26 protein-coding genes are annotated in these 22,066 nt (G+C 73.0%); 13 read left to right on the plus strand and 13 right to left on the minus strand.

The features are described from left to right. Positions 1 to 296 precede the first annotated feature (296 nt). Positions 297 to 1,463 (plus strand): DUF6183 family protein, encoded by a 1,167-nt coding sequence (locus ACFV04_RS15125; protein WP_380529341.1) that lies wholly within the window; start codon positions 297 to 299, stop codon positions 1,461 to 1,463. Positions 1,464 to 1,599: 136 nt separating this feature from the next. Here the strand turns inward: ACFV04_RS15125 and ACFV04_RS15130 are convergent, their stop codons facing one another. Continuing rightward, on the minus strand, positions 1,600 to 3,297 hold the full coding sequence (locus ACFV04_RS15130; protein WP_380529343.1) for a CocE/NonD family hydrolase: 1,698 nt from the start codon (positions 3,295 to 3,297) through the stop codon (positions 1,600 to 1,602). A gap of 238 nt (positions 3,298 to 3,535) precedes the next feature. Then, positions 3,536 to 4,264 carry an SDR family oxidoreductase gene (locus ACFV04_RS15135; RefSeq protein ID WP_380529345.1) on the minus strand — a complete coding sequence of 243 codons (729 nt, stop codon included), beginning with the start codon at positions 4,262 to 4,264 and terminating at the stop codon, positions 3,536 to 3,538. 168 nt (positions 4,265 to 4,432) lie between these two features. On the opposite strand from ACFV04_RS15135, the gene ACFV04_RS15140 reads away from it, so the two are divergent. Next, on the plus strand, positions 4,433 to 5,119 hold the full coding sequence (locus tag ACFV04_RS15140; protein ID WP_380529347.1) for a hypothetical protein: 687 nt from the start codon (positions 4,433 to 4,435) through the stop codon (positions 5,117 to 5,119). 34 nt (positions 5,120 to 5,153) lie between these two features. On the opposite strand, the gene ACFV04_RS15145 is transcribed toward ACFV04_RS15140, so the two are convergent. Further along, entirely contained in the window at positions 5,154 to 6,257 is a 1,104-nt protein-coding gene (locus ACFV04_RS15145) for a saccharopine dehydrogenase family protein (protein WP_380529348.1), read from the minus strand. A 102-nt stretch (positions 6,258 to 6,359) separates the two neighbouring features. Between ACFV04_RS15145 and ACFV04_RS15150 the strand changes: the two genes are divergently transcribed. The 6 genes from ACFV04_RS15150 to ACFV04_RS15175 all read left to right on the plus strand — a co-directional run bounded on the left by ACFV04_RS15150 (position 6,360) and on the right by ACFV04_RS15175 (position 10,674). Next, positions 6,360 to 7,295: a helix-turn-helix domain-containing protein gene (locus tag ACFV04_RS15150; RefSeq protein ID WP_380347623.1), complete on the plus strand. Its 936-nt coding sequence runs from the start codon at positions 6,360 to 6,362 to the stop codon at positions 7,293 to 7,295. Positions 7,296 to 7,586: 291 nt separating this feature from the next. Further along, positions 7,587 to 7,943 carry a hypothetical protein gene (locus tag ACFV04_RS15155; RefSeq protein WP_380529351.1) on the plus strand — a complete coding sequence of 119 codons (357 nt, stop codon included), beginning with the start codon at positions 7,587 to 7,589 and terminating at the stop codon, positions 7,941 to 7,943. Positions 7,944 to 8,316: 373 nt separating this feature from the next. Continuing rightward, positions 8,317 to 8,808, plus strand: coding sequence for a tyrosine protein phosphatase (locus ACFV04_RS15160; RefSeq protein ID WP_380529353.1), 492 nt, complete (start codon positions 8,317 to 8,319; stop codon positions 8,806 to 8,808). A gap of 118 nt (positions 8,809 to 8,926) precedes the next feature. After that, complete coding sequence (locus ACFV04_RS15165) at positions 8,927 to 9,688, plus strand: hypothetical protein (protein WP_380347626.1); 762 nt, start codon at positions 8,927 to 8,929, stop codon at positions 9,686 to 9,688. A gap of 82 nt (positions 9,689 to 9,770) precedes the next feature. Further along, entirely contained in the window at positions 9,771 to 10,289 is a 519-nt protein-coding gene (locus tag ACFV04_RS15170; protein ID WP_380347627.1) for an Imm50 family immunity protein, read from the plus strand. Further along, on the plus strand, positions 10,282 to 10,674 hold the full coding sequence (locus tag ACFV04_RS15175; RefSeq protein WP_380347628.1) for an Imm50 family immunity protein: 393 nt from the start codon (positions 10,282 to 10,284) through the stop codon (positions 10,672 to 10,674). The genes ACFV04_RS15170 and ACFV04_RS15175 overlap by 8 nt, the downstream gene beginning before the upstream one ends. A 93-nt stretch (positions 10,675 to 10,767) precedes the next feature. On the opposite strand, the gene ACFV04_RS15180 is transcribed toward ACFV04_RS15175, so the two are convergent. The 5 genes from ACFV04_RS15180 to ACFV04_RS15200 all read right to left on the minus strand — a co-directional run bounded on the left by ACFV04_RS15180 (position 10,768) and on the right by ACFV04_RS15200 (position 13,401). Beyond that, positions 10,768 to 11,208 carry an SRPBCC domain-containing protein gene (locus tag ACFV04_RS15180; protein ID WP_380347629.1) on the minus strand — a complete coding sequence of 147 codons (441 nt, stop codon included), beginning with the start codon at positions 11,206 to 11,208 and terminating at the stop codon, positions 10,768 to 10,770. A 65-nt stretch (positions 11,209 to 11,273) separates the two neighbouring features. After that, positions 11,274 to 11,636, minus strand: coding sequence for an ArsR/SmtB family transcription factor (locus ACFV04_RS15185; protein WP_380529356.1), 363 nt, complete (start codon positions 11,634 to 11,636; stop codon positions 11,274 to 11,276). Beyond that, the gene (locus tag ACFV04_RS15190) at positions 11,633 to 12,094 is read right to left on the minus strand and encodes an SRPBCC family protein (protein ID WP_380347631.1); all 462 of its coding nucleotides are present in this window, start codon (positions 12,092 to 12,094) and stop codon (positions 11,633 to 11,635) included. The genes ACFV04_RS15185 and ACFV04_RS15190 overlap by 4 nt, the downstream gene beginning before the upstream one ends. 162 nt (positions 12,095 to 12,256) lie before the next feature. Next, complete coding sequence (locus ACFV04_RS15195) at positions 12,257 to 12,532, minus strand: hypothetical protein (protein WP_380347632.1); 276 nt, start codon at positions 12,530 to 12,532, stop codon at positions 12,257 to 12,259. Positions 12,533 to 12,681: 149 nt separating this feature from the next. Next, on the minus strand, positions 12,682 to 13,401 hold the full coding sequence (locus tag ACFV04_RS15200) for a hypothetical protein (RefSeq protein ID WP_380529358.1): 720 nt from the start codon (positions 13,399 to 13,401) through the stop codon (positions 12,682 to 12,684). A gap of 238 nt (positions 13,402 to 13,639) precedes the next feature. Between ACFV04_RS15200 and ACFV04_RS15205 the strand changes: the two genes are divergently transcribed. Next, entirely contained in the window at positions 13,640 to 14,317 is a 678-nt protein-coding gene (locus ACFV04_RS15205; RefSeq protein ID WP_380529360.1) for a hypothetical protein, read from the plus strand. A gap of 225 nt (positions 14,318 to 14,542) precedes the next feature. Here the strand turns inward: ACFV04_RS15205 and ACFV04_RS15210 are convergent, their stop codons facing one another. The 3 genes from ACFV04_RS15210 to ACFV04_RS15220 all read right to left on the minus strand — a co-directional run bounded on the left by ACFV04_RS15210 (position 14,543) and on the right by ACFV04_RS15220 (position 16,999). Beyond that, entirely contained in the window at positions 14,543 to 14,920 is a 378-nt protein-coding gene (locus tag ACFV04_RS15210; RefSeq protein ID WP_380529362.1) for a pantetheine-phosphate adenylyltransferase, read from the minus strand. Positions 14,921 to 14,992: 72 nt separating this feature from the next. Continuing rightward, positions 14,993 to 16,225: an MFS transporter gene (locus ACFV04_RS15215; RefSeq protein WP_380529364.1), complete on the minus strand. Its 1,233-nt coding sequence runs from the start codon at positions 16,223 to 16,225 to the stop codon at positions 14,993 to 14,995. 192 nt (positions 16,226 to 16,417) lie between these two features. Next, positions 16,418 to 16,999, minus strand: a complete 582-nt coding sequence (locus ACFV04_RS15220) for a TetR/AcrR family transcriptional regulator (protein ID WP_360260615.1) — start codon at positions 16,997 to 16,999, stop codon at positions 16,418 to 16,420. 165 nt (positions 17,000 to 17,164) lie between these two features. On the opposite strand from ACFV04_RS15220, the gene ACFV04_RS15225 reads away from it, so the two are divergent. Next, complete coding sequence (locus ACFV04_RS15225) at positions 17,165 to 18,091, plus strand: alpha/beta hydrolase (protein ID WP_380529401.1); 927 nt, start codon at positions 17,165 to 17,167, stop codon at positions 18,089 to 18,091. 385 nt (positions 18,092 to 18,476) lie between these two features. On the opposite strand, the gene ACFV04_RS15230 is transcribed toward ACFV04_RS15225, so the two are convergent. Further along, positions 18,477 to 18,923, minus strand: a complete 447-nt coding sequence (locus tag ACFV04_RS15230) for an anthrone oxygenase family protein (protein WP_380529366.1) — start codon at positions 18,921 to 18,923, stop codon at positions 18,477 to 18,479. A gap of 91 nt (positions 18,924 to 19,014) precedes the next feature. Here ACFV04_RS15230 and ACFV04_RS15235 point away from each other — a divergent pair, with 91 nt between their 5' ends. From ACFV04_RS15235 to ACFV04_RS15245, 3 genes are all read left to right on the plus strand, one after another. Further along, the gene (locus ACFV04_RS15235; protein ID WP_360260622.1) at positions 19,015 to 19,593 is read left to right on the plus strand and encodes a TetR/AcrR family transcriptional regulator; all 579 of its coding nucleotides are present in this window, start codon (positions 19,015 to 19,017) and stop codon (positions 19,591 to 19,593) included. 143 nt (positions 19,594 to 19,736) lie between these two features. Beyond that, positions 19,737 to 20,135: a hypothetical protein gene (locus tag ACFV04_RS15240; protein ID WP_380347639.1), complete on the plus strand. Its 399-nt coding sequence runs from the start codon at positions 19,737 to 19,739 to the stop codon at positions 20,133 to 20,135. Between the two features lie 222 nt (positions 20,136 to 20,357). Then, entirely contained in the window at positions 20,358 to 20,732 is a 375-nt protein-coding gene (locus ACFV04_RS15245) for a DUF6193 family natural product biosynthesis protein (protein WP_380529369.1), read from the plus strand. 134 nt (positions 20,733 to 20,866) lie between these two features. Here the strand turns inward: ACFV04_RS15245 and ACFV04_RS15250 are convergent, their stop codons facing one another. Next, positions 20,867 to 21,679: a hypothetical protein gene (locus ACFV04_RS15250; RefSeq protein ID WP_380529371.1), complete on the minus strand. Its 813-nt coding sequence runs from the start codon at positions 21,677 to 21,679 to the stop codon at positions 20,867 to 20,869. Positions 21,680 to 22,066 lie beyond the last annotated feature (387 nt).

Below are 22,066 nucleotides of genomic sequence, written 5' to 3' on the forward strand. Positions count from 1 at the left end.
CAGCAGCCGTGGGAGTGCCGGACTCCGTGGGCGGGGTGGTAGGTCGCGGGGTGCCGCTCCGGGTGTCCGGGCTCGGCCCGGGAGGACCCGGGTGTGTGGGCGGACGTCACCGCGCCTCCGACCACCACGACCGCCGGCATGAGCACCGCCACGACCGCCGCCGGGGCCGCCGTCGCGGCGGACCGTCCCGGCGGACGATCCCGGCGGACCGACTCGCCGAACCGTCCCGGCCGGACAGGGGCCTAGACTCGGCCGACACCATCCACCCCTGCGAGCCCGAGACGAGAACGACCCGGATGAACGAGCAGTCGGCCTGCACCGTGGCGGCACTGTCCACCGCCGAATACGCGGACGTCGCCGCCTTGGAGCACGAGATCGGCCTGCGGGTGTCCGCAGGTGACGTCGACTGGGTCGTGGGTATCGGCGGGGACATCGCCGGGCAGGCCGCAGCGGAGGGAGGTCCTTCCGCGAACCACGAAGCGGTGCTGGGCCATCTGCTCCGGAGCCTGGCCGGTCACGCGGCACCGGAGAGCCTGCGCGCCCTGCTCCAGACCCCTCTGTCGCTCTCCTCGAACGGCCTGCGGCGTCAGCGGACCGAGCGGGCGCTGGCGGCGACGGTCGCCCGCGGCCAGCGCGCCGAGGACGTCGAGCAGGTGGTGTACGGCGAGCAGCCGGACGCGGTGCACCCCCGGGAGTTCCGGGCCTGTCTGCTGCAGGAGTTGGTGCTCGCCGGCGTTCCGGTCGAGGACTCGCCTGCTCTCCTCGCCTTCGCTCGCACGCCTGCCTTCCTGGAGCATCCGCTCGCCGGACTGCCGCTGCACCTGCTGCCGGAGGAGCGGGGGCTGATCCGTCCGGAGGACGCGGCACCCGACTGGACCTGGACCGTGGGGCTCCTCGGCCCGACGGGCCGTGACGCCGTCGAACTCCACGCCACGGAAGCGATGCGGGAACGCACCGCGGACGTCGAGATGACCGAGATCAGCGTCCCCGGGACGGCGGAGCTGATGGGCGCGGTCGTCCGGCACTGGTGCACGGACTCGAACGGCCGCATCGCCGCCCAGGACTTCTGGTCACCCGACCCGGTCCGGCCGGAGGACTTCCCGGCCGTGTTCGCGCGGCTGCCGCTGACCGCGTGGGAGGAGGACGAGCCCGGGCTCCTCCCGTCCACCCCGGAGGAGGTGTTCCGGACCCTGTTCACCGCGGCCGTACGGATGTCCGCGTACGGTCCGGGCGAGTGCGGCGCCCACGGGAGGCTGGCCGCCTGGCGCTCGCTCGCCGGGCTGACCGGGGCTCCGGCGGACGCCCCGGTCGAGCAGGTCGCCGAGTCGGCCCGGCGGACCCACTGGTTCCGCCCCGCTTCCGGCTCCGCCTGGTTCCACGACATCGCCTGGGACCTGGGCGTGGCGGCGCTGCGGCCGGGCGGCCACGAGATCGCCGTGCTGGCCGCGACCGACACCGACTGACGGACGGTCGGCTGACTGACGGCCGACCCGACGCCGTTCGCCGCTGCCGGGAGCCCCGGGAGCCCCGGGAACTTCCCGGTCCCGGACGGTCCCGGACGGTTCCCGGCGGCGGTCACGCGGTCACGCGGTCAGGCGATCAGCGCACCGGCAGCGTCAGGCCGGCCGGGTCGGCCTTGGTCGAGCCGAAGGTCACCCTGGAGCCGAGCGGAGTCTCCCCGCCGTACAGGGCGTCCCGGGTGCCGAGCACCAGGGCGAGGCGGTGGCCGGCCGGCAGGTCGTAGGCGGTGGCGAAGAGCGGGACGTCCAGGGGGAACGGCTGCCCGGGTGTCCGCCCGGACCAGCTCTGCGGCGCGTGGGAGATCAGCCGGCCGAGGCCGAGCGCGTCCACGTCGTAGAGGTAGGCGACGACCGTGCCCTGCGGGGCGGTCGCGGTGACCGTGGTGTGCACCCGGGCGACGCCGCGCAGCGACAGGCCCCGCGGGTAGGGCTCGGACTGCCGGACGAGGGCGGCCGAGCGGGCCAGCAGGGGGACGGCCACGGTCGGCGGCTGGTGCAGGGTCTGGTCGACGAGCCCGGACAGCAGGGCGACGCCGCCGCTCGCGCCGGAGGGGATACCGCCGAGCACGGTGGTCTGCCACCCCGTCGAGGCCGGGCCGCCGGGAGCACCCGCGCCCGGAGCACCCGCGCCAGGGGTGTCGGTGCCGGGGGCGTCGGGGCCGAGGGCGTCGGCGCCGATCGTGAGGTGCTCGGTGCGGGAGCTGACGGACTGCCAGTCGGCGTGGCTCTCGGACGTGCCGGAGGGGCGCACTTCGAGGTGGACCGGCTGCGTGCCAGGGTCCGGGGCCGGGGCCGGGGCTCCCTTGACGTACCGGTCGAGCCACGAACGGGCGCTGTTCCAGGTGGCGTTGTCCAGCCCGAGCAGTCCGCTGAACTCCTGGCTCGCGTGGTCACCGGGGCGCAGTTCGAGGCTCTTGGGCACGGTCAGCCGCTGGTAGAAGTCGGTGACCTGGCTGGGGTTGAAGAAGCTGTCGCCCCAGGCGTTGGCCATCAGGACGGCGGTGCCGTTCGCGTTGATCCGGTCCAGGTAGCGCGCCGGGGAGCGGGTGTCCGCCCAGCTGATGACGTCGGGCAGGTCGCGGTCGGCGAAGAGGTCGTTCAGCACGCGCGCGAACTCGGGGCTCTTGCGGCCGGTCGGGGCCTGGATGCCGGCGAGCACGGCCGCGGCCTCGAGGTGCCGGGTCTGCCCGCTGTAGAGCGAGTCGGTGAGGTCGGCCCAGCCGCTGAGCGAGGCGACGGCCTTGATCCGCGGATCGAAGGCGGCTCCGAGCAGGGTCAGGCCGCCGCCCAGCGAGAGCCCCACCATGCCGATCCGGGCCGGGTCGGCCGGGGTGTGCGCGAGCGCCCAGTCGATCACCGTGGAGATGTCGGCGACGTCCTTGGGCCCGGCGACGTCGACCTGCCCGCCGGATCCCCAGAAGCCCCGCACGGTGTAGGTGACGGCGACGTACCCGTCGGCGGCGAGCGCCCGGCCCTGGGCGACGTACTCCAGGTCGTTCTGGCCCCAGCTGGCCGGCTGCACCAGCAGCGGGTAGCGCCCCTGCGGGTCGGCCCCCGGCGTCCCGGGGGCGGGCGTGAACACGTCGGCCTTGAGGACGACGCCGTCCTTCATCGGGATGTCGGCCAGGCGGAACGACCCGGTACCCGCCACGGCCGCGGCCGTGGCCTGCGAATCCGCGACGGCCGGCTGTGCGACGGCGGCCCCGCCGAGGGCGAGTGCCGCCGCGAGGACGGCACTTGCCGTCCGGCGTCCACGGCTGGGGGTGGGTCGTTCCATCACGTGCTCCATCTGTGCTCGAACCGCTCGACTGCCGGAGCGTAGCGATCTGACGAAGACTCAGGGGAGATGATGATCAGCCAAATTACTGGCCAGTAACCAACCGGTGGCGGCTGATCGCGCGTCGTCGAGCACCCACCCGCGCCGAACGCCTCTCCAGGCCGGGCGTCCGGACCTTGAGGACCGTGCGGGAGCATGGCGGGTCGGCGGGTGACCCTTCTCCTCCGCCGCCCGGGGGCTACAGCTGCTCGAAGTGGAACGAGCGGATGAAGCAGTCCCGTGGCTGACCGATCGCGAAGAGGACGCAGTCGAGGACGGACCGGGCCGTCAGCGGGTCGTCCGCGGTCCGGGAGGCCCGGTCCCAGGTGGGGTCGAGCGGGTCGCCGTCCGTGAAGTCCGGCGGGTAGAGCGAGATGACGCGGATGCCCTCGGGGCGGAGCCGGTGGGAGAGGACGTCGGCGAAGCCGGCCTGGGCGGCCTTGGCCGCGTAGAACGCGGGATGCGCCTGGGACCGGTGGTTCCGGGCCTCCGCGGCGGAGGAGACCAGGTTGACCACGTCCGCGCCCTCGGAGGCGCGCAGCAGCGGCAGGAAGTGCTTGACCGTCAGCAGGGTGCCGGTGGCGCCGGAGGCGACGGTGTCCGTGATCGCCTCGTCGTCGGCGTCCCACAGGTCGGGGCCCGCCAGGTACCGGGCGCCGTTGTTGATCAGCACGTCCACCCGGTCGGTGCGGGCGGCGACGCCCGCCGCGAAAGCCCGCACGGTGGCCGGGTCGGCCAGATCGCAGACGAACGCGTCCGCCCGCGCACCGCTGTCGGCCGCCACCTCCTCGGCCGTCCTCCGGGCGGCAGCCAGGGTGCGCGCGGAGAGGAGCACGCGCGCGCCCGCCCGGCCCGCGTGCAGCGCGAACGCCCTGCCGAGCCCACGCCCGGCCCCGGTGACCACCACGGTCCTCCCGGCGAGATCCATCCGCGCCCCTCCGTCGAGCTTCTCCTGTTGATCACGGTCAGCGTAACCGTGTGTCGAGGTCCAAGAGGTCCAGTGCCCCGGCAGGGTAAGGCCGGTGGACGGCGGACGGTCCTCCCGGCGAAGGCCGGCCGGGCCGGGATGTCGCCGCCGGCTGGCACCATGTCGGGCATGGTGACGACACTGCGCATCGAGGGCTTCTCCGCGGCCGGCCGGCCGGTCTCCACGCCGATCACCAAGTTCGGCGGCCAACCCGTGTGGCGCACGGGCGCGGAGTGGCCGATCAGCGCGGCGTGGGACCGGCCGATGCGGTTCGTCGGCCAGATCGAGCTGGGCCCGGTCCTCGGAGCGGCCGGCCACGGGAGGACGGCCTACCTCTTCGTGACCCACGCCGATCACGAGGAGGACTTCTTCGATCCCGACGTCATCGACCCCGACGGCGGCGAGAACGCGGTGATCGTCCAGCCGGGCGGCCACTACACCGGCCCGGTGCGCCCGTTGGCGACCGGACCCGGGATCTACGCGGGCGACGGGTCCGCGGTGGAGTTCACCGTCGGCCTTCGCTCCGTCGAGGAGCCCGATGCCCTGACGGACGAGGAACGCGCAGCGCTGCCGGCTGCCGACCGGGACCGCCGCGTCGAGCGGATCGGCGGCATCGGGATCGACGGCGACAAGATCGGCGGGACGCCGGTGTTCTTCCAGGGCGAGGAGTGGCCGGACGGCGGGCCTTGGCGGCTTCTTCTGCAACTGGACTCGAACTGGGTGCCGTTCCGCCTCGTCCTCGGTGCGTCGCCGAGGCTGTTCGCCTTCGTGTCCGAGGACGGCGACCAGGGGAAGCTGCTCGTCCAGGACTCCTGAGCGGGGGCGGCCTCGGGAGCGTCCGCGTGCGACCTCAGAGGGCCGGGCCGGCGGCCACGGCGGGTTCCACGGCCACGGACGGGTCCACGTCCACGTTCAGATCCACGTTCAGATCCACGTTCAGATCCACGTCCAGGTGCCCGGAGAGCGCGCGCAGGAAGTCGACCGCGTCGAAGGCCTCGCCCGCGGAGGCGACCCCGACCGTCCGGGTCCGTCCGGTGAGAATGCGGTGCACCGCTTCCACCGCCAGCGGCGCGGAGACGGCGTAGATGTCCCGGCCCCGGGCCACCGCCCGACGCCGCTCGCCGCCGTTCCGCACCACCACGTCGACCAGGAAGGTCTGGTCGGAGCGGCCCCGCTCGTCGGCCGCGACCGGTGCGGGCGTTTGTGGTGCGGCGAGGTCCCGGACGGCCTCGACGGTCATGTAGCTGTGCAGGTCGGTGACGGCCAGGTGGCTCGGCACGGTCACGATGTCCGCCATGGCGAACTCGCCGATGACCGGGCGGGTGCCCAGCGGCTCGGGGAAGGCCCATTCCAGGGCCGGCAGCTCGTCCTGGTGGTGCGTCAGCCGGCCGCCGGTGTGGCGCAGCCGGCGGTCACCGCGCCGCTCCCGCGAGACGGTGCCCGACAGCCGGGTGCCCGGGGTGGGGTGCCAGCTGTTCAGCCCGTAGGCGATGTGAACCTCGTCGGCCGCCGTCCAGTCGTCCATCGCGGCGGTGGCCAGCAGGTCGCCGAGGCCGCCGTAGAAGGCCATCGCGGGGACCACCACGGTGCCCGCGGCCCGGGCGCGTTCGGCGAACCGGTCGAAGGTGTCCAGGTTGGCCTCGATCTCCGCCGCCACGTCCACGTAGGGGATTCCGGCGCGCAGGGCCGCCTCGACCACCGGGGCGACGGTGTCGGCGAACGGCCCCGCGCAGTTGATCACCGCGTCGGTGCCGGCCAGCGCGCGGTCCAGCGAGTCCGCGTCCTCGACCGAGGCCGGCCGCGCCTCGCTGCCGGGGTGCTCGGCCGCCAGTGCCGCCAGCTTGCCGGCGTCCCGGCCGACCGGCACCGGGCGGAAGCCCCGCTCCCGCAGCTCCGCCACCACGAACCGCCCGGTGTGACCGTACGCCCCGAACACCGCGACCGACTGCCCCATGGTCCTGCCTCTTTCCTGTGCGTTTCCCGTTGCCGCCATCCTGCTCGTGCGGCCCGCCGGGCGGTGAGTGTCCGGAACGACACGGCTCGTACAATTCCGGACATGGCTTCCGTCGCCCTGGCCGTCACCGACGGCATGCTGCATTTCGAACTCGCCCTGGCGCACGAGGTGTTCGGCTCGCGCCCGGCGGCCCTCACCGGCCCCTGGTACGACCTGGCGGTCTGCGGCCCGGGCCCGGTCCGGGTCGAACGGTTCCGCCTGGAGCCCGACCACGGGCTCGACCGGCTGGCGGCCGCCGACACCGTGATCGTCCCGGGCTGGGCCGACGTGGACGTGGACCCGCCCACCGACCTGGTCGACGCCGTGCGCGCGGCCCACCAGGCGGGCGCGCGGGTGGCCTCGCTCTGCACCGGCGCGTTCGTGCTGGCCGCCGCCGGACTGCTCGACGGCTGGCGGGCCACCACGCACTGGGCCCACACCGACGTACTGGCCACCCGCTACCCGCGGGTGACGGTGGACCCGGACGTGCTCTACGTGGACAACGGCAGCGTGCTCACCTCCGCGGGCAAGGCCGCCGCCATGGACCTGTGCCTGCACCTGGTCCGCCTCGACCACGGCGCCGCGGTCGCCAACACCGTGGCCCGCCGCCTGGTCGTGCCGCCGCACCGGGACGGCGGCCAGTCCCAGTTCGTCACCACTCCGGTGCCCGCCCCGGAGAACCACCCGCTCGCCGACCTCTTCCCGTGGGTGCTGGAGCGGCTCGACCAGCCGCTGACCGTGGAGGACCTCGCCCGTCAGGCCCGGATGAGCTCGCGCCACCTGGGTCGGCACTTCCGGGCGGTCACCGGCACCACGCCACTGCAGTGGCTGCTCATCCAACGCATCCGCCACGCACAGGAGTTGCTGGAGACCACCAACGACGGGATCGAGCGGATCGCCAGTGCCACCGGCATGGGCACCGCCACCACGCTGCGCCGCCACTTCCACCGCACGGTCGGCGTGCCGCCGGACACCTACCGCCGCACGTTCCGCTCCTGACACCGGTGTCGACGGCGGGCTGGGCGGCTCGGCGGTCGGTGCGTGTCGGTCCCGGGCGGCGCCGGCGGCGGAGACGGCGAGCGCGAGAGGGACCGGCAGGATGACGGTTCCGCGGCGGCCGGGAGGACGGCACACCCGTGCGACCGGGCCCGCACCGGGCCAGGTCAGGTGGTCCCGGAGACCACGGACCCCGCTCGTGACCGTGCAGAGGCTCCCCCAAAATGGTTTGCCTCCGGGGAGGGCACCCTGCCACTGTCGGGTCGGCCGTGCGTGCAGGTGAAGGAGCAGACGGTGGCGCTCGTCAGGAAGGGGTCCCGGCGCACGGTCGTGGACGGTGTCACCTACCGTTGGCGCATCCGCCACAAGCCGACCCACCGTCAGGTCAACGGGTGGACGCCGCTGACGATCGCGGTCGAGGACGCTACAGTCCCGGGAACCACGTTGGTCGTCCGGACCGATCGCATCCACCCCCAGAACTGGTTCAGCCCGACGAAGCCGATCCTTCCGGCTGATGTCGCCCGGGCCGTACGGACCGCTCTCGCGCGAGGGTGGACGCCGCTCGCCGACGGATCCCCCTTCCACCTCGACCTCTCGGGCGCGAGCACGTTCGCCGAGGACGCAGGCCTCGCCGGGGACTTGTCGGAATAGTCGCGGGCTCGGTGCGGGCCGGTACGGAGCAGGCCGGGTGCGGAGCAGGCCGACGCGGCCTCGACCGGCGGCGGCGTGCTGGTGGGAAAATCCGCTCACCGAGCAAGGAATGCGCCGCCGTCGACGACGGCCGGAGCGCCTTCGGCCGCTATCGCGGCCGTCCTCCCGGCCGCCCTCTCGGCCGCCATCTTGAGCGCTTCGCCGAGGCGGCCGCAGCCGCCGTCGGAGGCCACCCCAGCCGGCCCGACCCCGAGCGAGCCCACTGCCGAACCCGGTCGGCCCCGGCCCCGGCCCCGGCCCCTGACCGTCCGCCCCCACCCCTGACCGACCGTCCGACTGCCACCCGGCCACACCGACCGAAAGTGCTGCTGACATGCGAACCCCCGCCCTCTTCACCGTCGACCTCCCCGGCCCGGGCCGACTGAGCACCATGGCCCGCCCCCGCGGCAACGACTGGCTCGAAGACGAGATGGCCGCGCTCAGGAACTGCGGCGTCGACGTCCTGGTCTGCGCGCTCACCCGCCCCGAACTCGACGAACTCGGCCTCACGGACGAACCCCGGATCGCCGCCGCAGCCGGGCTGCGGTTCGTCGCGATACCCATCCCCGACCGGACCGTCCCCGACCGCACCGCGATCCTGCCCACCCTGCACGGGTTGGCCGAACGGCTGCGCGACGGTGCCCACGTCGTCACCCACTGCCGGGCCGGCATCGGACGCTCGTCCCTCCTCTCGGCCGCACTCCTCATCCTCAACGGCGTCGACCCCGACACCGCCTGGGACCGGATCGAACGGGCCCGCGGGCTCGCCGTTCCGGACACCGCAGAGCAGCGCGAATGGACGGTGGATCTGTTCAAGCCGGCCTGACAATCTGCCGCCCGCTGCGCCCGGCCGCCTGCCCCGCCCTGCCCCGCCCGGCCCCGCGACGCCCGGAGGTCACGCAAAATCGCGTGACAGCCGCGGCGGGCTTCGTGACCATGGCCCGATGCCCTTGGAACCTGACCTTCTCCGCCTGAACATCGTGTGCCCACCGCCCGGTGAGGGCATCCTGGAGGTCCGCCCGTTCATCGGTGGCCGGGACCTCGTGGCCGACGCGGCCCCCCGCGACGGGGGAGGCCGCCGGTACGTGGGGGCGGGGCCCCGGTACCTGTTGGACCGGGGCGGGCCGTTGCGTGCCACGACGACGCCCCACGAGGTGCGTCTCGCGTGGGCCGGGTGCGGTGTGGAGATGTGCTGTGGCGCGCTGTACGTGACGGTCGGACGGGACGGGGAGCACGTCGTCTGGGCGGGCTGGCGCGACCCGGTCGACGAGGACCTCGACCTGCCGGAGCTGCGGTTCGCCGCGGGTCAGTACGAGGCCGAGGTCCTGCGAGCCGAGGAGGACCGCGGGTGGGAGTGGCCGGGAGGGGCGGTCGCGCGGCTGCTGGAGGCTCGGCTGAGGGGCCGCGAGGACTGGCTGGCCAGGTGGGACTGCGAGGTGGAGGACGTCTGGGCCGCCCGCCAGGAACCCGATCGGATCCACCTCCTTCTGAGGCATCCCCGGAACCGGGCCGATACGGATCTGCCCTGGATCCAGTTCGGGACGACCCTCTGGATCTCCGCGGAGGACCCGTCGGACCAGGTCGAGGAGCTCGAAGCGCGGCTGACCGCAGGCGATCCCCGGGCCACCGCCGAGGTCTGGGGAGGTACGCACCACGCCGAGCAACTGGGCTACCCGTGGCCGCCGGCCGATCCGCTGTTCATGTGAACGTCGGGGAGGGGCGAACGTCGGGCAGTATCATCCCAGGTCACGACGGTGTGCGAGGTATCAGGACGGGAAGGGCGGGCCCATGGAGGTCGATGCGTGGCCGGCGCTCCTGCGCTCCGAGCAGTTGACCGCGCTCTACACCGAAGTGCCGCCCCTGGAGGGCCTGGTGCTGCGGTCGGTGCACCTGGATCCGCGCGGCGCCGGGGTGACGTTGCGGGTCGAGTTCCCGTCCTTTCCCGACCTCGCCCCGCAGGCCTGGGCGGATGCGGGCTGTGACCGGTTCGAGGCGCAGATCGGGTTCACGGCGGTGGAGGAGGACCTGCGGATGCGGGGCGTTCCCGGTGCCACCGTGGTCGACGTCGAGGTGAGCCGCTACCTGCGGGACCGGGAGCGGCGGATCGAGGTCGGGGTGCGCGGCCGGGGGTTCTCGCTGGACTTCACCGCGTACGCCGAGGTCACGGCGAAGCACCTCAACGCCTACGCCACCCGCCCCGGCGACGCCGGACCGTACGCGGCCGAGCGGTGGTTCGTGAGCCCGATCGACCGGCGCCTGTTCGGCAGCGCGCTGCCGCCCACGACCGCGAAGGTGTTCCATGGGTGACCACGACTGGTCCGCCGAGCTGGTGAACCCCGGGACGGTCCGCGAGGTGCTGGGCTCCCCGCCGCCCCCGCTGAGCGACTACGGCCTGGACTCCGTCCTGGTCGACGAACGCGAAGCGTCCGTGACCTTGCGGTTCTCCGCACGGGCCGTTCCGGCCGGTGCTGCGGACCGGTGGCGGGAGCACGGCCACAACGCGGTCGAGTTCGTGCTGGTCTGCGTCGGTGTGACGGACTTCGAGGTGGACGCCTGGTCGGGCTGGCCCACGACCGACGCCACGCTCACGGGCAGGAGGGTCGTGCTCGCCGGCCGGGGCAAGCACGTGTCCTTCGTGGCGGCCGGGATCCGCGCAGAGCCGCCGGTCGGACGGCTCTGGGGCGCCGAGTGACGCACGGCCGTGGGCCGAGGGGGAAGCCCCACCCGGCCCACGGCCCCGGCCCCCGGCCCCCGCTCCTCGCCGTACGTCACCCGGCGCGGGCGCTCAGTGCCAGTTGCTGATCTTGACGTCGCGCGGTGCGGGCGCACCCGTACCGGTTTCCAGCACGGCCTTGAGGCTCATCAGGAACGTGGCCCACTTGGTGCTGCAGTGGTACATGAACTCGACCGGCTCCCTCCAGTCCTCGTGCCGGAACAGCACGATGGTGAAGTCGTCCTCCTGCTTGAGGTCGAAGCGGATCCGGGTGCCGATCCACTCCTCGGGGCCGTCGATGACCTCCCAGACCACCCGCCGGCCGGGCTCGGTCTCCAGGACTTTCATGTCGAAGCCGCCGGGGCCGAAGCGGAACCGGACCACTCCGCCGACGCCGGGGTCGCCGTCCGTCTCCTCGGTCCACCAGCTCGCCAGTCCGTCGACCGTGGTCAGGGCGGCGTGGACGGCCTCCGGGGACGCGGTGACTCCGATCCGGTGCAGGATGTCCGCCATGGCGGTACCTCCCTCTCGTGTTGGCGCCCACGATCGGGCGCGCTCGTGCGTTCGGGTCTGTGCGCTCAGCTCTCCTGGCTGCGTTGGATGGCCTCGGCGATCCGCTTGATGCGGTGCAGGCGGGCGTCCCAGGCGGCGCCGACCGACGACAACTGGGCGACGGCGCGGGCGAGTTGCGCCTCGTCGACTTCGTAGCGGCGTTCGCGTCCGGAGGGCGTGTCGTGGACGAGGCCGACCCGGCCGAGAACGCCGAGGTGCTTGGCGACCGCCTGGCGGGTGACCGGCAGTTGTTCGCTGAGGGTGGTCGCCGTGCCGCCGTCGTCGGTCAGGAGCAGGTCGAGCATCCGGCGCCGGATGGGGTCTCCCACCGCGGACCAGAGCTCGTCGTCGACGGCGACGCCCGCGGCCGCGTTCACCGCCGCGCTCACGGGTGCGCCACCACCCGGGCGACGTACGTGACGAGGCGTGGCAGGAAGTGGTCCCAGCCGTTGGCGTGGTCGCGGTAGGTCTCCTCCAGGACGGCCGCCTCCCAGCCCTTCTCCCGGAATCCCGTCTCGGTGAAGCGCAGCAGTGTGCCGCCGTCCGACGGGACCAGGTCGAAGGTGACCAGGAGGGAATTGCCGGGCTTCGCGGTCTCGCCCTGGTCGTAGGCCCAGCGGAAGCTGAACCGCCGGGGCGGGTCGGCCTCCACCACCGTGAGCGGTGCGACCTGCACGTCCGGTGTCCCCACGCCGAACGAGATGACCCCGGTGGTTCCCGGGACCGGCTTGAGGTCGGCTTCGTCCGGCCACCACTCCCGCAGGTGTTCGGGGGTGCTGATGACCTCGTAGACGATCTCGGGCGTGGCCTCGACGTGGATCTCCCGCGCGATGCTGCCGTACTCCATCCCGCTCTCCTCCTCGGATATTCGCAACCTTTGGTTGCATGTAACGGTAGACCGCTCCACCGCGATGCGCAACCTTTGGTTGCTCCAGGAGGGTGTCCGGCCCGGCCGGATGCGCACCCGGCTCTGAGTCCGGCCGGGTTCCCCGAACCGGCGGCCCGGCGATCAGAACGGAACCGGCAGTCCCGCCTCGCGCAGCTTGGACAGGGCACCCGACATGCACTGCTGTACGGTGCGCCCGTCAGCGCGCAGCCCGAGCTCCAGGGGACCCCCACTGGCGGCGAACGTCCAGGCCGGCGCGTTGTCGGCCACCCGCGCGGCATCCACCCTGATCATGGCGTTCACGCCCTGCTCACCCAGCCACTCCAGGATGAGCAGCGTCACGTCCTCGACGCCACGATCCTCGTCGATCTTCGGCCAACGGCCCCGGTTCCCAGTCACCGTCCGGACTCTACCCAGGGCCCCGCACCGATCGGCGCGTCGAGGGGCAGCCGGACCGATCAGTGCCCGGGCCTCCAGTCCGCCGAGGCGTTGTTCCCGCGGGGCCGGCCCGCAGGGCGAGGCCCCACCGGACGTCGTCGTGGTGTCGGTCACCCCAGGCTCTCGGCGACGTGGACGAGTTCCTCGTCCGAGAGCCGCGGGGGCGCGCCGGTGGTGACGACGAAGGTGGAGGTCCCGTCCGACCACGTCAGCGAACGGGGCCCGTTCTGGGCATCCGATTGCGTGATGGTCGCGGGGTGGCCCTTGACGGTGGCGGCCCGGCCGTCCGGCGGTGTGCTGTTCCGGAGGGTCTGGCTGATGATCAGGGACCCCTGTTCGGGCCCCGTGCCCAGCCGGTACCCGATGGCCCAGGCCGGAGTGTCAGTCGGGAGCGGGGCCACCCCGGGCAGGGCGACCATCCTGCCTGCGGGGTAGGGGTAGTAGTTCTCCGGCAGGAACGCGGGCCGGAGCAGATCGCGCTCGTCGAAGTGGACGGCGGCCTTGCCCGTCGTGTCGTTCAGTGCCCTGGTCCCGAGCGGGTTGTTCAGGTGGGTGGTGATCTGTGCGTAGCCGCCCAGGTCACAGAACCCCGAGCGGACCGAATGCCGCAGGGAGACCTTCACCGCGCCTGCGGACTCACGGGCCACGAGCTCGGGTCGGTTCTCACACCCCCAGCCGATGCTGAGGGTCAGGGTCCGGCCGTCGGAGCCGACCAGCAGCGGGTAGCCGGCCACGGGGCCTTCGTGGATCTTGATCTCCGGACCCTGGTCGATCCACGCGTTGAACGCGAGTCCGACACCGACAACGGCCGCGACGGCCACGGCGGTCAAGCGATTCCGTCGTCCGCGCTTCGACATCTGACGGATGGTGCCTGGCTCCACGGACCCTCCCCGGCGGTCACGACCATGCTTGTGGCGGGGCGTGTGCGAAGTCAAGCGCGCCAGGAAGCGGCGCCCACCGGGCAGTTCGGGCAGTGGCGCTCCACCGGCCCCGGCCGGGCGAGGCGGGTTGTCAGTCCCGGTCGGCAGGATGACGGGTGACGCAGCAGCCCGTACCGAGGAGCGCATCGTGACCGCCGCCACCGACACCGAGCCGACCCGCCACCCCGTCTTCCAGACCCTCTGGTGCGCCACCGACCTCGGCCCGCACCGCCCGTGCGGCGGCACGTACCAGTGGTACGACGCGGACACGCTGCCGCCACTGGACCCGGCCCGCTTCGACGGCGGATTCGGGTGGCTCGGCGGCACCGGCCCGCTGGTGCCGGAGGCGGCCCGGCACCTCGACGCCGTCGCCGCCGAGCTCGCGGACGCCGGGATCGTGCTGCCCGCAGAATTCATCGCGTTCCAGACCGGCGCCGACAGCGCCCGCGCCCTGGACGCGGTGTCGGCCACGGCCTGCTGGACGGACGTCTCCTCGCCGATACCGAGCCCGGTCGAGCCCGGTGCCTTCCTGGTCCGCTTCCTGCGGGACCAGCAGGACTGCGTGCACTGGTACCTCTACCTCCGCCCCACCGGCGACGCCTTCGTGGTGGCCTCCCCGCTGGACCTCGAAGACGCGCCCGGCTGGGACGAACCGGCCACTCCGGTGGACTGGTTCGGATCCATCGCCCGGTGCGCCTCCTCCTTCGAGGAGTTCGCGTACCGCTTCTGGGTGGAGAACCGCCTGTGGTGCGCCCTGCACGGCTACGGCGACGAAACCGTGGACGGCGAACTCGCCGGATACCTCGCGCACTACGAGCAGGCCTGACCGCCGGGGCGGGCGGCGCGGCGGGCGGCACCCGTCCGGGTACGGGCCGCCCGGCTCGGCGCCGCCCGATGCCGACCGCGGCCACCGGGCCGGGGGCGACGAAGGGCTTCGCGGCGTCGTCGGCGGCCGGAACGGGCTCAACGGCACCGGTCGGAGCGTGCACAGCAGCCGCGGATCCGGGCTCACTGCCCGCAGGCTCACCGGCTACTGCCGGATCGTCCGCCGCTACGGACGCGACCGCTCGCTCTGCCCGGCCAAGGGCAGGGCCTGACCCATCGCGGTGACGAGGGTGGAGGAGACGTGGCGCAGGGCGGGGTCCGCAGTGATGAAGACCGTTTCGATTCCGGTGACGACGTCGATTCCGACCCGGCGGCAGTAGTCGACCAGCAGGCCGCCGGTGTGGGAGTCGACCGTGACGTTGCTCAGGTCGGTTGCTGCCGTGCGGAGCCGGTCCAGCCGTTCGGCGACGGGGAAGCGGCCGGTCTTGTTCGCATTGAACATCACGCAGACGACGACCTCGTCGAACAGGAGGGCGGCGCGGTGGAGAACGTCCTGATGCCCTGGAGTGACCGGGTCGAAGGATCCTGGGAAGAGGGCTCGCACGATCGGAAAGGTTAACAAGCGGGTCCCGCGCGGCCGTTGCGGCTCCCGGGTGGCGGCCCCTTCTGCGGTCGGTCAGCTTTGCGGGCGGGGTGCGGACACCGGCTCGGCCGCCCTGGGTTCCCCGGGTTCGCGTCGTTGCCGTGAGTGGGCCGGCTCGGGTGTCACCCGAAGGTGCAGTGCGGCGAGCAGGAGGCAGAACGCGGCCATGGCCGACCACAGTGCGGTCGTCCCCGCGTGGGCGAGCAACTGGGTTCCGAGGACGGGTGCGAGGGTCGCGGCGACGCCCCAGCTGGTGCCGAAGACGGCCAGGTAGCGTCCGGTTCCGCCGGGTGGCGCGAGGGCGGTGACGAGCGCGTAGACGCGACCCATGACCAGCAGATCGCCGAGGCTCGTCACGGCGGCTGAGGCGAGCAGCGCCGGCAGTGTGCGGCTGAGGGCGTAGCCGGTCAGTCCCGTGGCCAGGAGGAGGTGGGCGAGGGCGAGTGTGACGGGCGTGGTGAGCCTGGTCGCGCAGGGCAGTCGGATCAGCGGTTGGGCGAGTACGGTGGTGGCCGCGGCGGCGGTGAACAGCAGCCCGGCGTCGGCGGCGGGCAGGCCCTGCCGTGCGAGTGCGAGCGGCAGGGTGATCACGGTCTGTTGGTTGATCAGGGCGTAGGCGGTTCCGGTGGCCAGGACGCTCAGCAGGGCTCGGTCACGCAGCGGCCGTACGGCGGTGGCGTCCTGGTCCGCTCCGGGTGGTGCGGGGCGGTCGCGGGGCAGGGCCAGGCGGATGAGCAGTGCGCAGGCCAGGCAGGTGGCGGCGTCGGTGACGAAGAGCCAGCGCAGGTCCCAGCGGCCGAGGAGCGCGGCGAGCAGCCCGGCGCCCATGGCGCCCGCCGCGAGCGCGGCGCTGAACAGGCTGAACGCGCGCACCCGGTGCTGCTCCGGCACGGACTCGCCGATGATCGCCTGGCTCGGGGGCTCGTAGAGCTCGAAGGCCAGTCCGAGCAGCACCGCCCCGGCGACTGCCCAGGTGAGCGAGGCGGAGGCAGCGATCGCCAGCTGTGCGGCGGCGCATCCGCCCAGGCCGAGCACGATGGTCGTGCGCCGGCCGATCCGGTCGGCCAGGTGCCCTCCGGCCAGCCGTGAGGGGATCGTCGCGAGTCCGAAGGCGGCGCTGACCAGCCCAGCCGTGGTCAGGCTCGCGCCGTGGTCGGCGCTGATCAGCGCGGTGAGGAAGGGCAGTGAGAAGGCCCCGAGTCGGTTGACGACCCGGGCCAGTAACAGCAGGCGGACGGTGCGGGGCAGTGGTTCGGAGCGCGGCACGGCGCCTCCTGTTCTCGTGAATCGCCAATGTCGGTCGGTGATCAGCGGAGGTGTGGCGGGTGCGCCGGTGTCCGCCTCGTCCTCGTGTGACCTGCGAGCCCTGCCCGACGCCGGCTGCGCCGGTCGTGGCAGCGGTCCGTGCTGCGGGCCGCTGATCCACCGTCAGGTCAGGTCAGGTCAGGTCAGGCCAGGTCAGGTCGGGTCGACGTCGCGGGCGAAGTGCGGCAGCACCATCGCGACCAGGGCGTCGACATCGGCATCGACCATGGGTTCGCCGGTCATGCCCATCCGGTGGAGCAGAGTGCCGACGACGACGTCGATGAAGAACAGGACCCTGTTCTCCGGTTCGTCGAGAGCGTCCTGGAGGGCGAGGCGGTACGGGTCCTGCAGCCGTGCGGAGAGGATCTCGCGCAGGGCCGGGTCGCTGACGGCGTCGCTGAACACGCCCGCGAACGCGTCGCCCACTCCGGGCTCGGCGATCGTCGCGGCGATCCAGCGGATGGTCGAGGACATGAGTTCGGCCTGGTCTGCGCCCTCTCGCAGCGGAGCCGGGCCGAACGCGTCGAGGAGGCAGTCCACGATCAGCGCGCCCTTCGACGGCCAGCGGCGGTAGATCGTCGTCTTCGCGATGCCGGTCGCGGTGGCGATGCGTTCGACCGTGGCGCGCGCGTAGCCGATCTCGTGGACCGTGCTCAGGGTGGCGGTGAAGACCTCGGCGTCGAGGCCGGCGCGCGGGCGTCCGGGCGGTCGGGCGGGCGGAGTTGTCGCAGTCATTCCCTCACCATAGTCAGTTACGCTACCTTAGGTATCGATACCTAAGGTAGCGTAATCATGCGGGGAGGAGAAGGCATGAACGGGGACAGCAGTGCGCGCCGGCCGTCGGCGAGCAGCAGCGGGTTGCGGCAGCAGGCACTGGGGGGCGAGCCGGACTGGGCGGCGATGACCGACGAGGAACTGGCCGCCTACCGCGAGGCGGAGAACCGCAGGCGGGCGTCGCCCGAGATGCGGGCGATCACCGGGATGCCGGACCCCGGTGCCACGATCGACTGGCAGTCGCTGGAGCTGTCCGGCCGTCGCCTGCCCGTGCGGGTCCACCGGCCGGTGGGCGAACGTGGCGCCGGCTCCACCGACCGGGCGGCGGCCCTGCCCCTCGTGCTCCACGTCCACGGTGGCGGGTTCGTCGGCACGGCGGTGCAGAGCGACTGGATCAACAGCCATCTCGCCGCCCGGTTGCCGGCCCTCGTCGTCTCGGTCGAGCACCGCCTCCTCGCCCCGGACACTCCGCTGTCGGCCGCCGCGAGCGACGGCTGGGATGCGCTCGACCACCTGGTGCGGCACGCCGCCGACTGGGGCATCGACCCGGCGCGCACCGCCGTGTTCGGCGAGAGCTGCGGCGCACTGATCACCGCCCTGGCCGCCATCCGCGCCGGGCAGGCCGGCCTGCCACTGCGGGCACAGGTGTTGGTCAACCCCGTCGCGGACGTGACCGGGACCATGTTCGACCACCCCTCGGTCACCGAGCACGCCCACAGCCCGACCCTGACCGTTCCCCAACTGCGGCTGCTGCACCGGCTCGCCGTCCCCTCGGGGACCGATCCCCGGGCCTTGTCCCCGCTGCACGCCGACAGTCTCGCCGGGCTCGCCCCGGCGCTGGTGGTGGTGCCGACCCATGACCCGCTGGCCGACCACGGCCGCCGCTACGCCGAGCGCCTGCGCGTGGCCGGGACGCCCACGCGGCTGAGCGAGTTCCCCGGGGCGACGCACGCCTTCGTCAGCATGCCGGCCGTCGTGCCGCAGGCCGAGACGGCACGGGCGGAGATCACCGAGTTCCTCCGCGACGCCCTCGGCCGCCCCGACGGCCGCTGACCGAGCGAGTCCGACGGGCGGGCCGGGGGAGGGGGAGGTCACGGCAGGCCACGGCAGGCCACGGCCTGTCGTGCCCACTCTTCCCGATCGGCCCTTGCCCCATGCCCGTTGACTCATGCCCGTTGCCCGTTGCCCGTTGTCCGTTGCCCGTTGCTCCATGCCCGTTGCTCCGGACCGTCCGGCAGCCCGACTGTCTCCGAGCGCGAGCGGCGGAGGAAGTCGGCCTCCGGTCACGAGGCCGAGTGCCGGGTGTCGGGTGCGGGTCGCCGAGTCGGGTCCCGCAGGCCCGGCGGATCGGAGGTCCACCGGCGGTCCGGCGTCCTCCACCCCTGGACGTCCACCACCCGTGACCCGGACGATCGGCCGGCCGGGCTCGGCGGGCGGCTCAGACGAGGGCGGCGACCAGCAGGGTGAAGGCGGCGACGATGACGGCGACGCGGGCGTAGTGGAAGCGGTTCCAGCGGTTCATCTGCTCCTTCCAGTCTTCGGGCCTGTTCTCGGGGGTCCAGGTCTTGCCCCGGTTGTTGATCGGGACGAGCAGCAGGACCGACATGATCACGCTGAGGATCAGCAGCGCGCCGGCGGTGACGACGAGGCCGGTGCCGTGGCGGTGCCATCCGGCGACGGCCCAGACGGCGCTCAGGGCGAGCGAGCCGATGTACCAGAACGGCATCAGGGCTCCGAGCATCCGGCCCCCGTGGGCACGGGCGAGTTGGTCGCTGTCCTCGGGGAGTTTGCCGAAGATCGGGTTCATGACGAAGGCGACGGAGAACTCCACCCCCACCATCAGGCCGACGAGCACGGTGGTGACGACCTCTAATGCGTCGAGCATGGTGACCCCTCCTGGGATCTAGCGCCGCTAGATGATGAGATGACGCTAGCGCTGCTGCCGCTTGATTGTCTAGCGATGCTAGGATCGAATCATGTCGGTACAGGAACGCAAGCAGCGCGAGCGGGCGAGCCGCGAACGCCTCATCGTGGCGACGGCCCGCGAACTCGCCGAGCAGCAGGGCTGGGACGCGGTCACCACCCGCCGGCTCGCCGAGCGCATCGAGTACAGCCAGCCCGTCCTCTACAGCCACTTCCGCGGCAAGCGCGAGATCATCGGCGCCGTCGCCCTGGAGGGTGCCGCCGAGATGGCCGTGGCGCTGAGGGCCGCGGCCTCCGCCGCGGACGGCCCCCGCGCCCGGGTCGCCGCCCTCGCCCGCACCTACCTCGACTTCGCCGAACGCAACCCGGCGGTCTACGACGCCATGTTCCGGCTCGACGGCGGCCTCGCCTTCGCCCGGGAGGACACCCCCGAGCCCCTGAAGGACGCCTTCGCCGCCCTGCTGGAGAGCCTCGGCGAGGTCGCCGGGGACGGTGTCCACACAGGACTGTTCACCGAGACGTTCTGGGCGGCCCTGCACGGCCTGGCCACCCTGACCCGGGCGGGACGGCTGCCTCCGGAGCACACCGAGTGGAGGGTGGAACTGCTGGTGGACCGGCTCGCCGTGGTCTGACGCACCGCCCGGGCGGGCACGCGGTGCCCCCGTCGTCCGGCGTCGGAAGCGTCCGGCGAACGTCCGGTCAACGTCGTGGCCGCCCGGCACGTCCCGCGGGGACGATGGAAGCCGAACCGGCCCGTCCGACCGAAGGGGCAGACATGCAGTTCAAGCTGGGGCGCCGACTCGCCTCCCTCACCGCGGTGACCGCACTGACCGTCACCGGCGTCACGCTCGCGTCGGGAAGCGCGTCCGCCGCAAGCGGATCCGACTCCAACTCCGCGCACGGCGTGGAGATCACGGGCTGGCACACGTTGGACGACAACCCGTGGGTGTCCGCCCAGCTGTGCAACCACCAGAGCTCGGCGAACAGCTTCTACTTCTGGATCAAGGACACGGCGGGCGACAACGTCACCAGCCCGGGGCACGTCACCCCCGTCCTCGCGCCCGGCCAGTGCGACTCCATCTCCGGCGAGGACTACGGCAGTACCCCGATCCAGGTCTACGCGAGGTCCGGAAGCGCGTGGACCTTCGGCACCGACCCGATCAGCCTCGGCTGAAAGCCGCTGCGCCGAAGCCGCTGCGCCCGAACGGGCTGCGCCGCGCCGCGCCCGCTTCCGCTGATCACCAACCCGGGTGCGCCGCCGCCCGGCGGCAGCGCACCCGGGTCCGTGCGGGGTGCCGGCCGACGCGGCAGGCACCCCGGCGACCTCGCGGCACCACGGCAGCACGCCCCCGGCGCCACCTTCCCGAGGACGGACGACCACGGCAGAATGCCAGTCGTGAGCGATCCCTTGAGTGAGGCGTGGGACTTCCAGATCCGGGCAGCAGCGGACCAGGACGACTCCTGCCGGATTCCCGGCCGGTCATGGGTTCCGCCGATCCTGCACGACCTGGTCCTGGCCGCGAGGCGCACGTCGCTGAGCCGCTACTACCCGTTCACGAGTCATGCGACGCTCCGGTTCAGCACCGGGCCCCAGTGGTGGGCCGGCGACGGGGACGTCCTCGCCGTCGCCGTCGCGCTGGTGCCCGAGGGGCGCTACCTGGTCTGCACCCTGCCGACGGCCGACGGGGTGTCCTCGGTGGAGGAGCTCGAAACCGCCAGTGCCGACGAAGCCGTCGCCAGGGTCGAACAACTGGTGCACGCGGCCGGCTGAGCCCGGGTGCGCCGTGATGTCCTGGGGCAGCGGGCCCTGGTCAACGAGGCGGTCCAAGGTGCGGGTCGGCGTCGGGAGTCGTGGCGGTCCGCCCCGGCCAGGTCACGGCCGAGCGGGATTCCGTGGCGACGGGGTCAGGCCTCGATCGTGACGTGGACGGGCGTCAGGTCGGCGCGGTACTGGACGGCAGGCCAGTAGCCGTCCATGAAGTAGCGGTTCCCGGGCTCCTCGAAGTGGACCTCGAAGTCTCCCGAGCGGTAGACGACCAGCGTGTGCGGCGTCATCACCTCGGGGAAGCGGGCCTTCTCCTCCTCGGTCTCGTCGCCCTCCGCGAACGCGGTCCAGATGAACGCGGTGCCGTCGCGGCGGATGCGGTCGAACTCGGCCACGAGCCGGCGTGCGTGGGGCAGCAGTTCGGCGGTCTTCTCCGGTCCGGCGCTGTCGAACCACATCTCCAGCCGCCGTCCCGGGACCGCCGCCGCGCTCCCGGCGGTCCGGCCCTCCGGTCGGGGCTCGGCCGGCTCCGGGGTGGTGCCCACGTGGAGGATGCGGGTCGGCAGCAGGCCTTCGGGGCGCAGGCCCGTCGCCAGAAAGGCCTCTTCGACGTGCTGCTCGTACCAGGGGTTGTGCTCCTCGGCGATCACCTTGTAGCCGGTGCTGAACTGCCGCGGCGTGCCGGTGACGGACCGTCCGTCGGCGCTGGTCAGGGTGAAGCGTTCGCTGTCGTGACCGATCCGTCGTACCCGGAACGACCTGGGCAGCCGGACGAAGGCGGTGCTGCCGGGAAGGTCGACCGTTGCCGTCTGTGCGCCGTCGGCGGCGGTCCGGACCACGAACACGCTCGACAGCTCGGGCGCGACGCATATGAGGCCGCCTGCTCCGACGGCCCGTCTCAGCTCCTCCGTGTCGCCGTTCAGCGCCGATGCGATGATCCGACTGTTGGGCATGACGCGCCTTCCCGAACCGCTCCGACAGGACGGCGCCACGGTACTCCGCTGCCGATCCCCGACCGACCGGGCGCTGACTCCTGACGGACGCGCAACCCGGCCGCATCGACGGTCACCTGGGACACCCGGACTGTCAGAGCCAGGGGCTACGGTGCCGCCGTGGACGTTGCCGATCTCGACTACCGGGGCTGCTGGTCCGTCGGATCGCGGCCACCCCGTGCTGCGGTGACTCCCCGTCGTCCGCAGCCCCCGGCCGCCCGTGCCGACGACCGGCTCCTGGCACGACGAGCCCCCGTTCTGAGGCCTGCCCAGCAGGGTCCGAACTCCCTTGGCCCGTAACGCTGGACCGTGCACCACCCGGGCTCGACGGCACCACCGTCCGCAACG

Origin of the sequence: Kitasatospora sp. NPDC059599, assembly GCF_042735125.1 — a bacterium.
GTDB lineage: Bacteria > Actinomycetota > Actinomycetes > Streptomycetales > Streptomycetaceae > Kitasatospora.

Bases quoted from the DNA above. Each gene is read 5' to 3' on its own strand.
- ACFV04_RS15125 (WP_380529341.1), top strand. From the start codon at position 297: ATGAACGAGCAGTCGGCCTGCACCGTGGCGGCACTGTCCACCGCCGAA.
- ACFV04_RS15130 (WP_380529343.1), bottom strand. From the start codon at position 3,297: ATGGAACGACCCACCCCCAGCCGTGGACGCCGGACGGCAAGTGCCGTC.
- ACFV04_RS15135 (WP_380529345.1), bottom strand. From the start codon at position 4,264: ATGGATCTCGCCGGGAGGACCGTGGTGGTCACCGGGGCCGGGCGTGGG.
- ACFV04_RS15140 (WP_380529347.1), top strand. From the start codon at position 4,433: ATGGTGACGACACTGCGCATCGAGGGCTTCTCCGCGGCCGGCCGGCCG.
- ACFV04_RS15145 (WP_380529348.1), bottom strand. From the start codon at position 6,257: ATGGGGCAGTCGGTCGCGGTGTTCGGGGCGTACGGTCACACCGGGCGG.
- ACFV04_RS15150 (WP_380347623.1), top strand. From the start codon at position 6,360: ATGGCTTCCGTCGCCCTGGCCGTCACCGACGGCATGCTGCATTTCGAA.
- ACFV04_RS15160 (WP_380529353.1), top strand. From the start codon at position 8,317: ATGCGAACCCCCGCCCTCTTCACCGTCGACCTCCCCGGCCCGGGCCGA.
- ACFV04_RS15165 (WP_380347626.1), top strand. From the start codon at position 8,927: ATGCCCTTGGAACCTGACCTTCTCCGCCTGAACATCGTGTGCCCACCG.
- ACFV04_RS15170 (WP_380347627.1), top strand. From the start codon at position 9,771: ATGGAGGTCGATGCGTGGCCGGCGCTCCTGCGCTCCGAGCAGTTGACC.
- ACFV04_RS15175 (WP_380347628.1), top strand. From the start codon at position 10,282: ATGGGTGACCACGACTGGTCCGCCGAGCTGGTGAACCCCGGGACGGTC.
- ACFV04_RS15180 (WP_380347629.1), bottom strand. From the start codon at position 11,208: ATGGCGGACATCCTGCACCGGATCGGAGTCACCGCGTCCCCGGAGGCC.
- ACFV04_RS15190 (WP_380347631.1), bottom strand. From the start codon at position 12,094: ATGGAGTACGGCAGCATCGCGCGGGAGATCCACGTCGAGGCCACGCCC.
- ACFV04_RS15220 (WP_360260615.1), bottom strand. From the start codon at position 16,999: ATGACTGCGACAACTCCGCCCGCCCGACCGCCCGGACGCCCGCGCGCC.
- ACFV04_RS15225 (WP_380529401.1), top strand. From the start codon at position 17,165: ATGACCGACGAGGAACTGGCCGCCTACCGCGAGGCGGAGAACCGCAGG.
- ACFV04_RS15230 (WP_380529366.1), bottom strand. From the start codon at position 18,923: ATGCTCGACGCATTAGAGGTCGTCACCACCGTGCTCGTCGGCCTGATG.
- ACFV04_RS15235 (WP_360260622.1), top strand. From the start codon at position 19,015: ATGTCGGTACAGGAACGCAAGCAGCGCGAGCGGGCGAGCCGCGAACGC.
- ACFV04_RS15240 (WP_380347639.1), top strand. From the start codon at position 19,737: ATGCAGTTCAAGCTGGGGCGCCGACTCGCCTCCCTCACCGCGGTGACC.
- ACFV04_RS15250 (WP_380529371.1), bottom strand. From the start codon at position 21,679: ATGCCCAACAGTCGGATCATCGCATCGGCGCTGAACGGCGACACGGAG.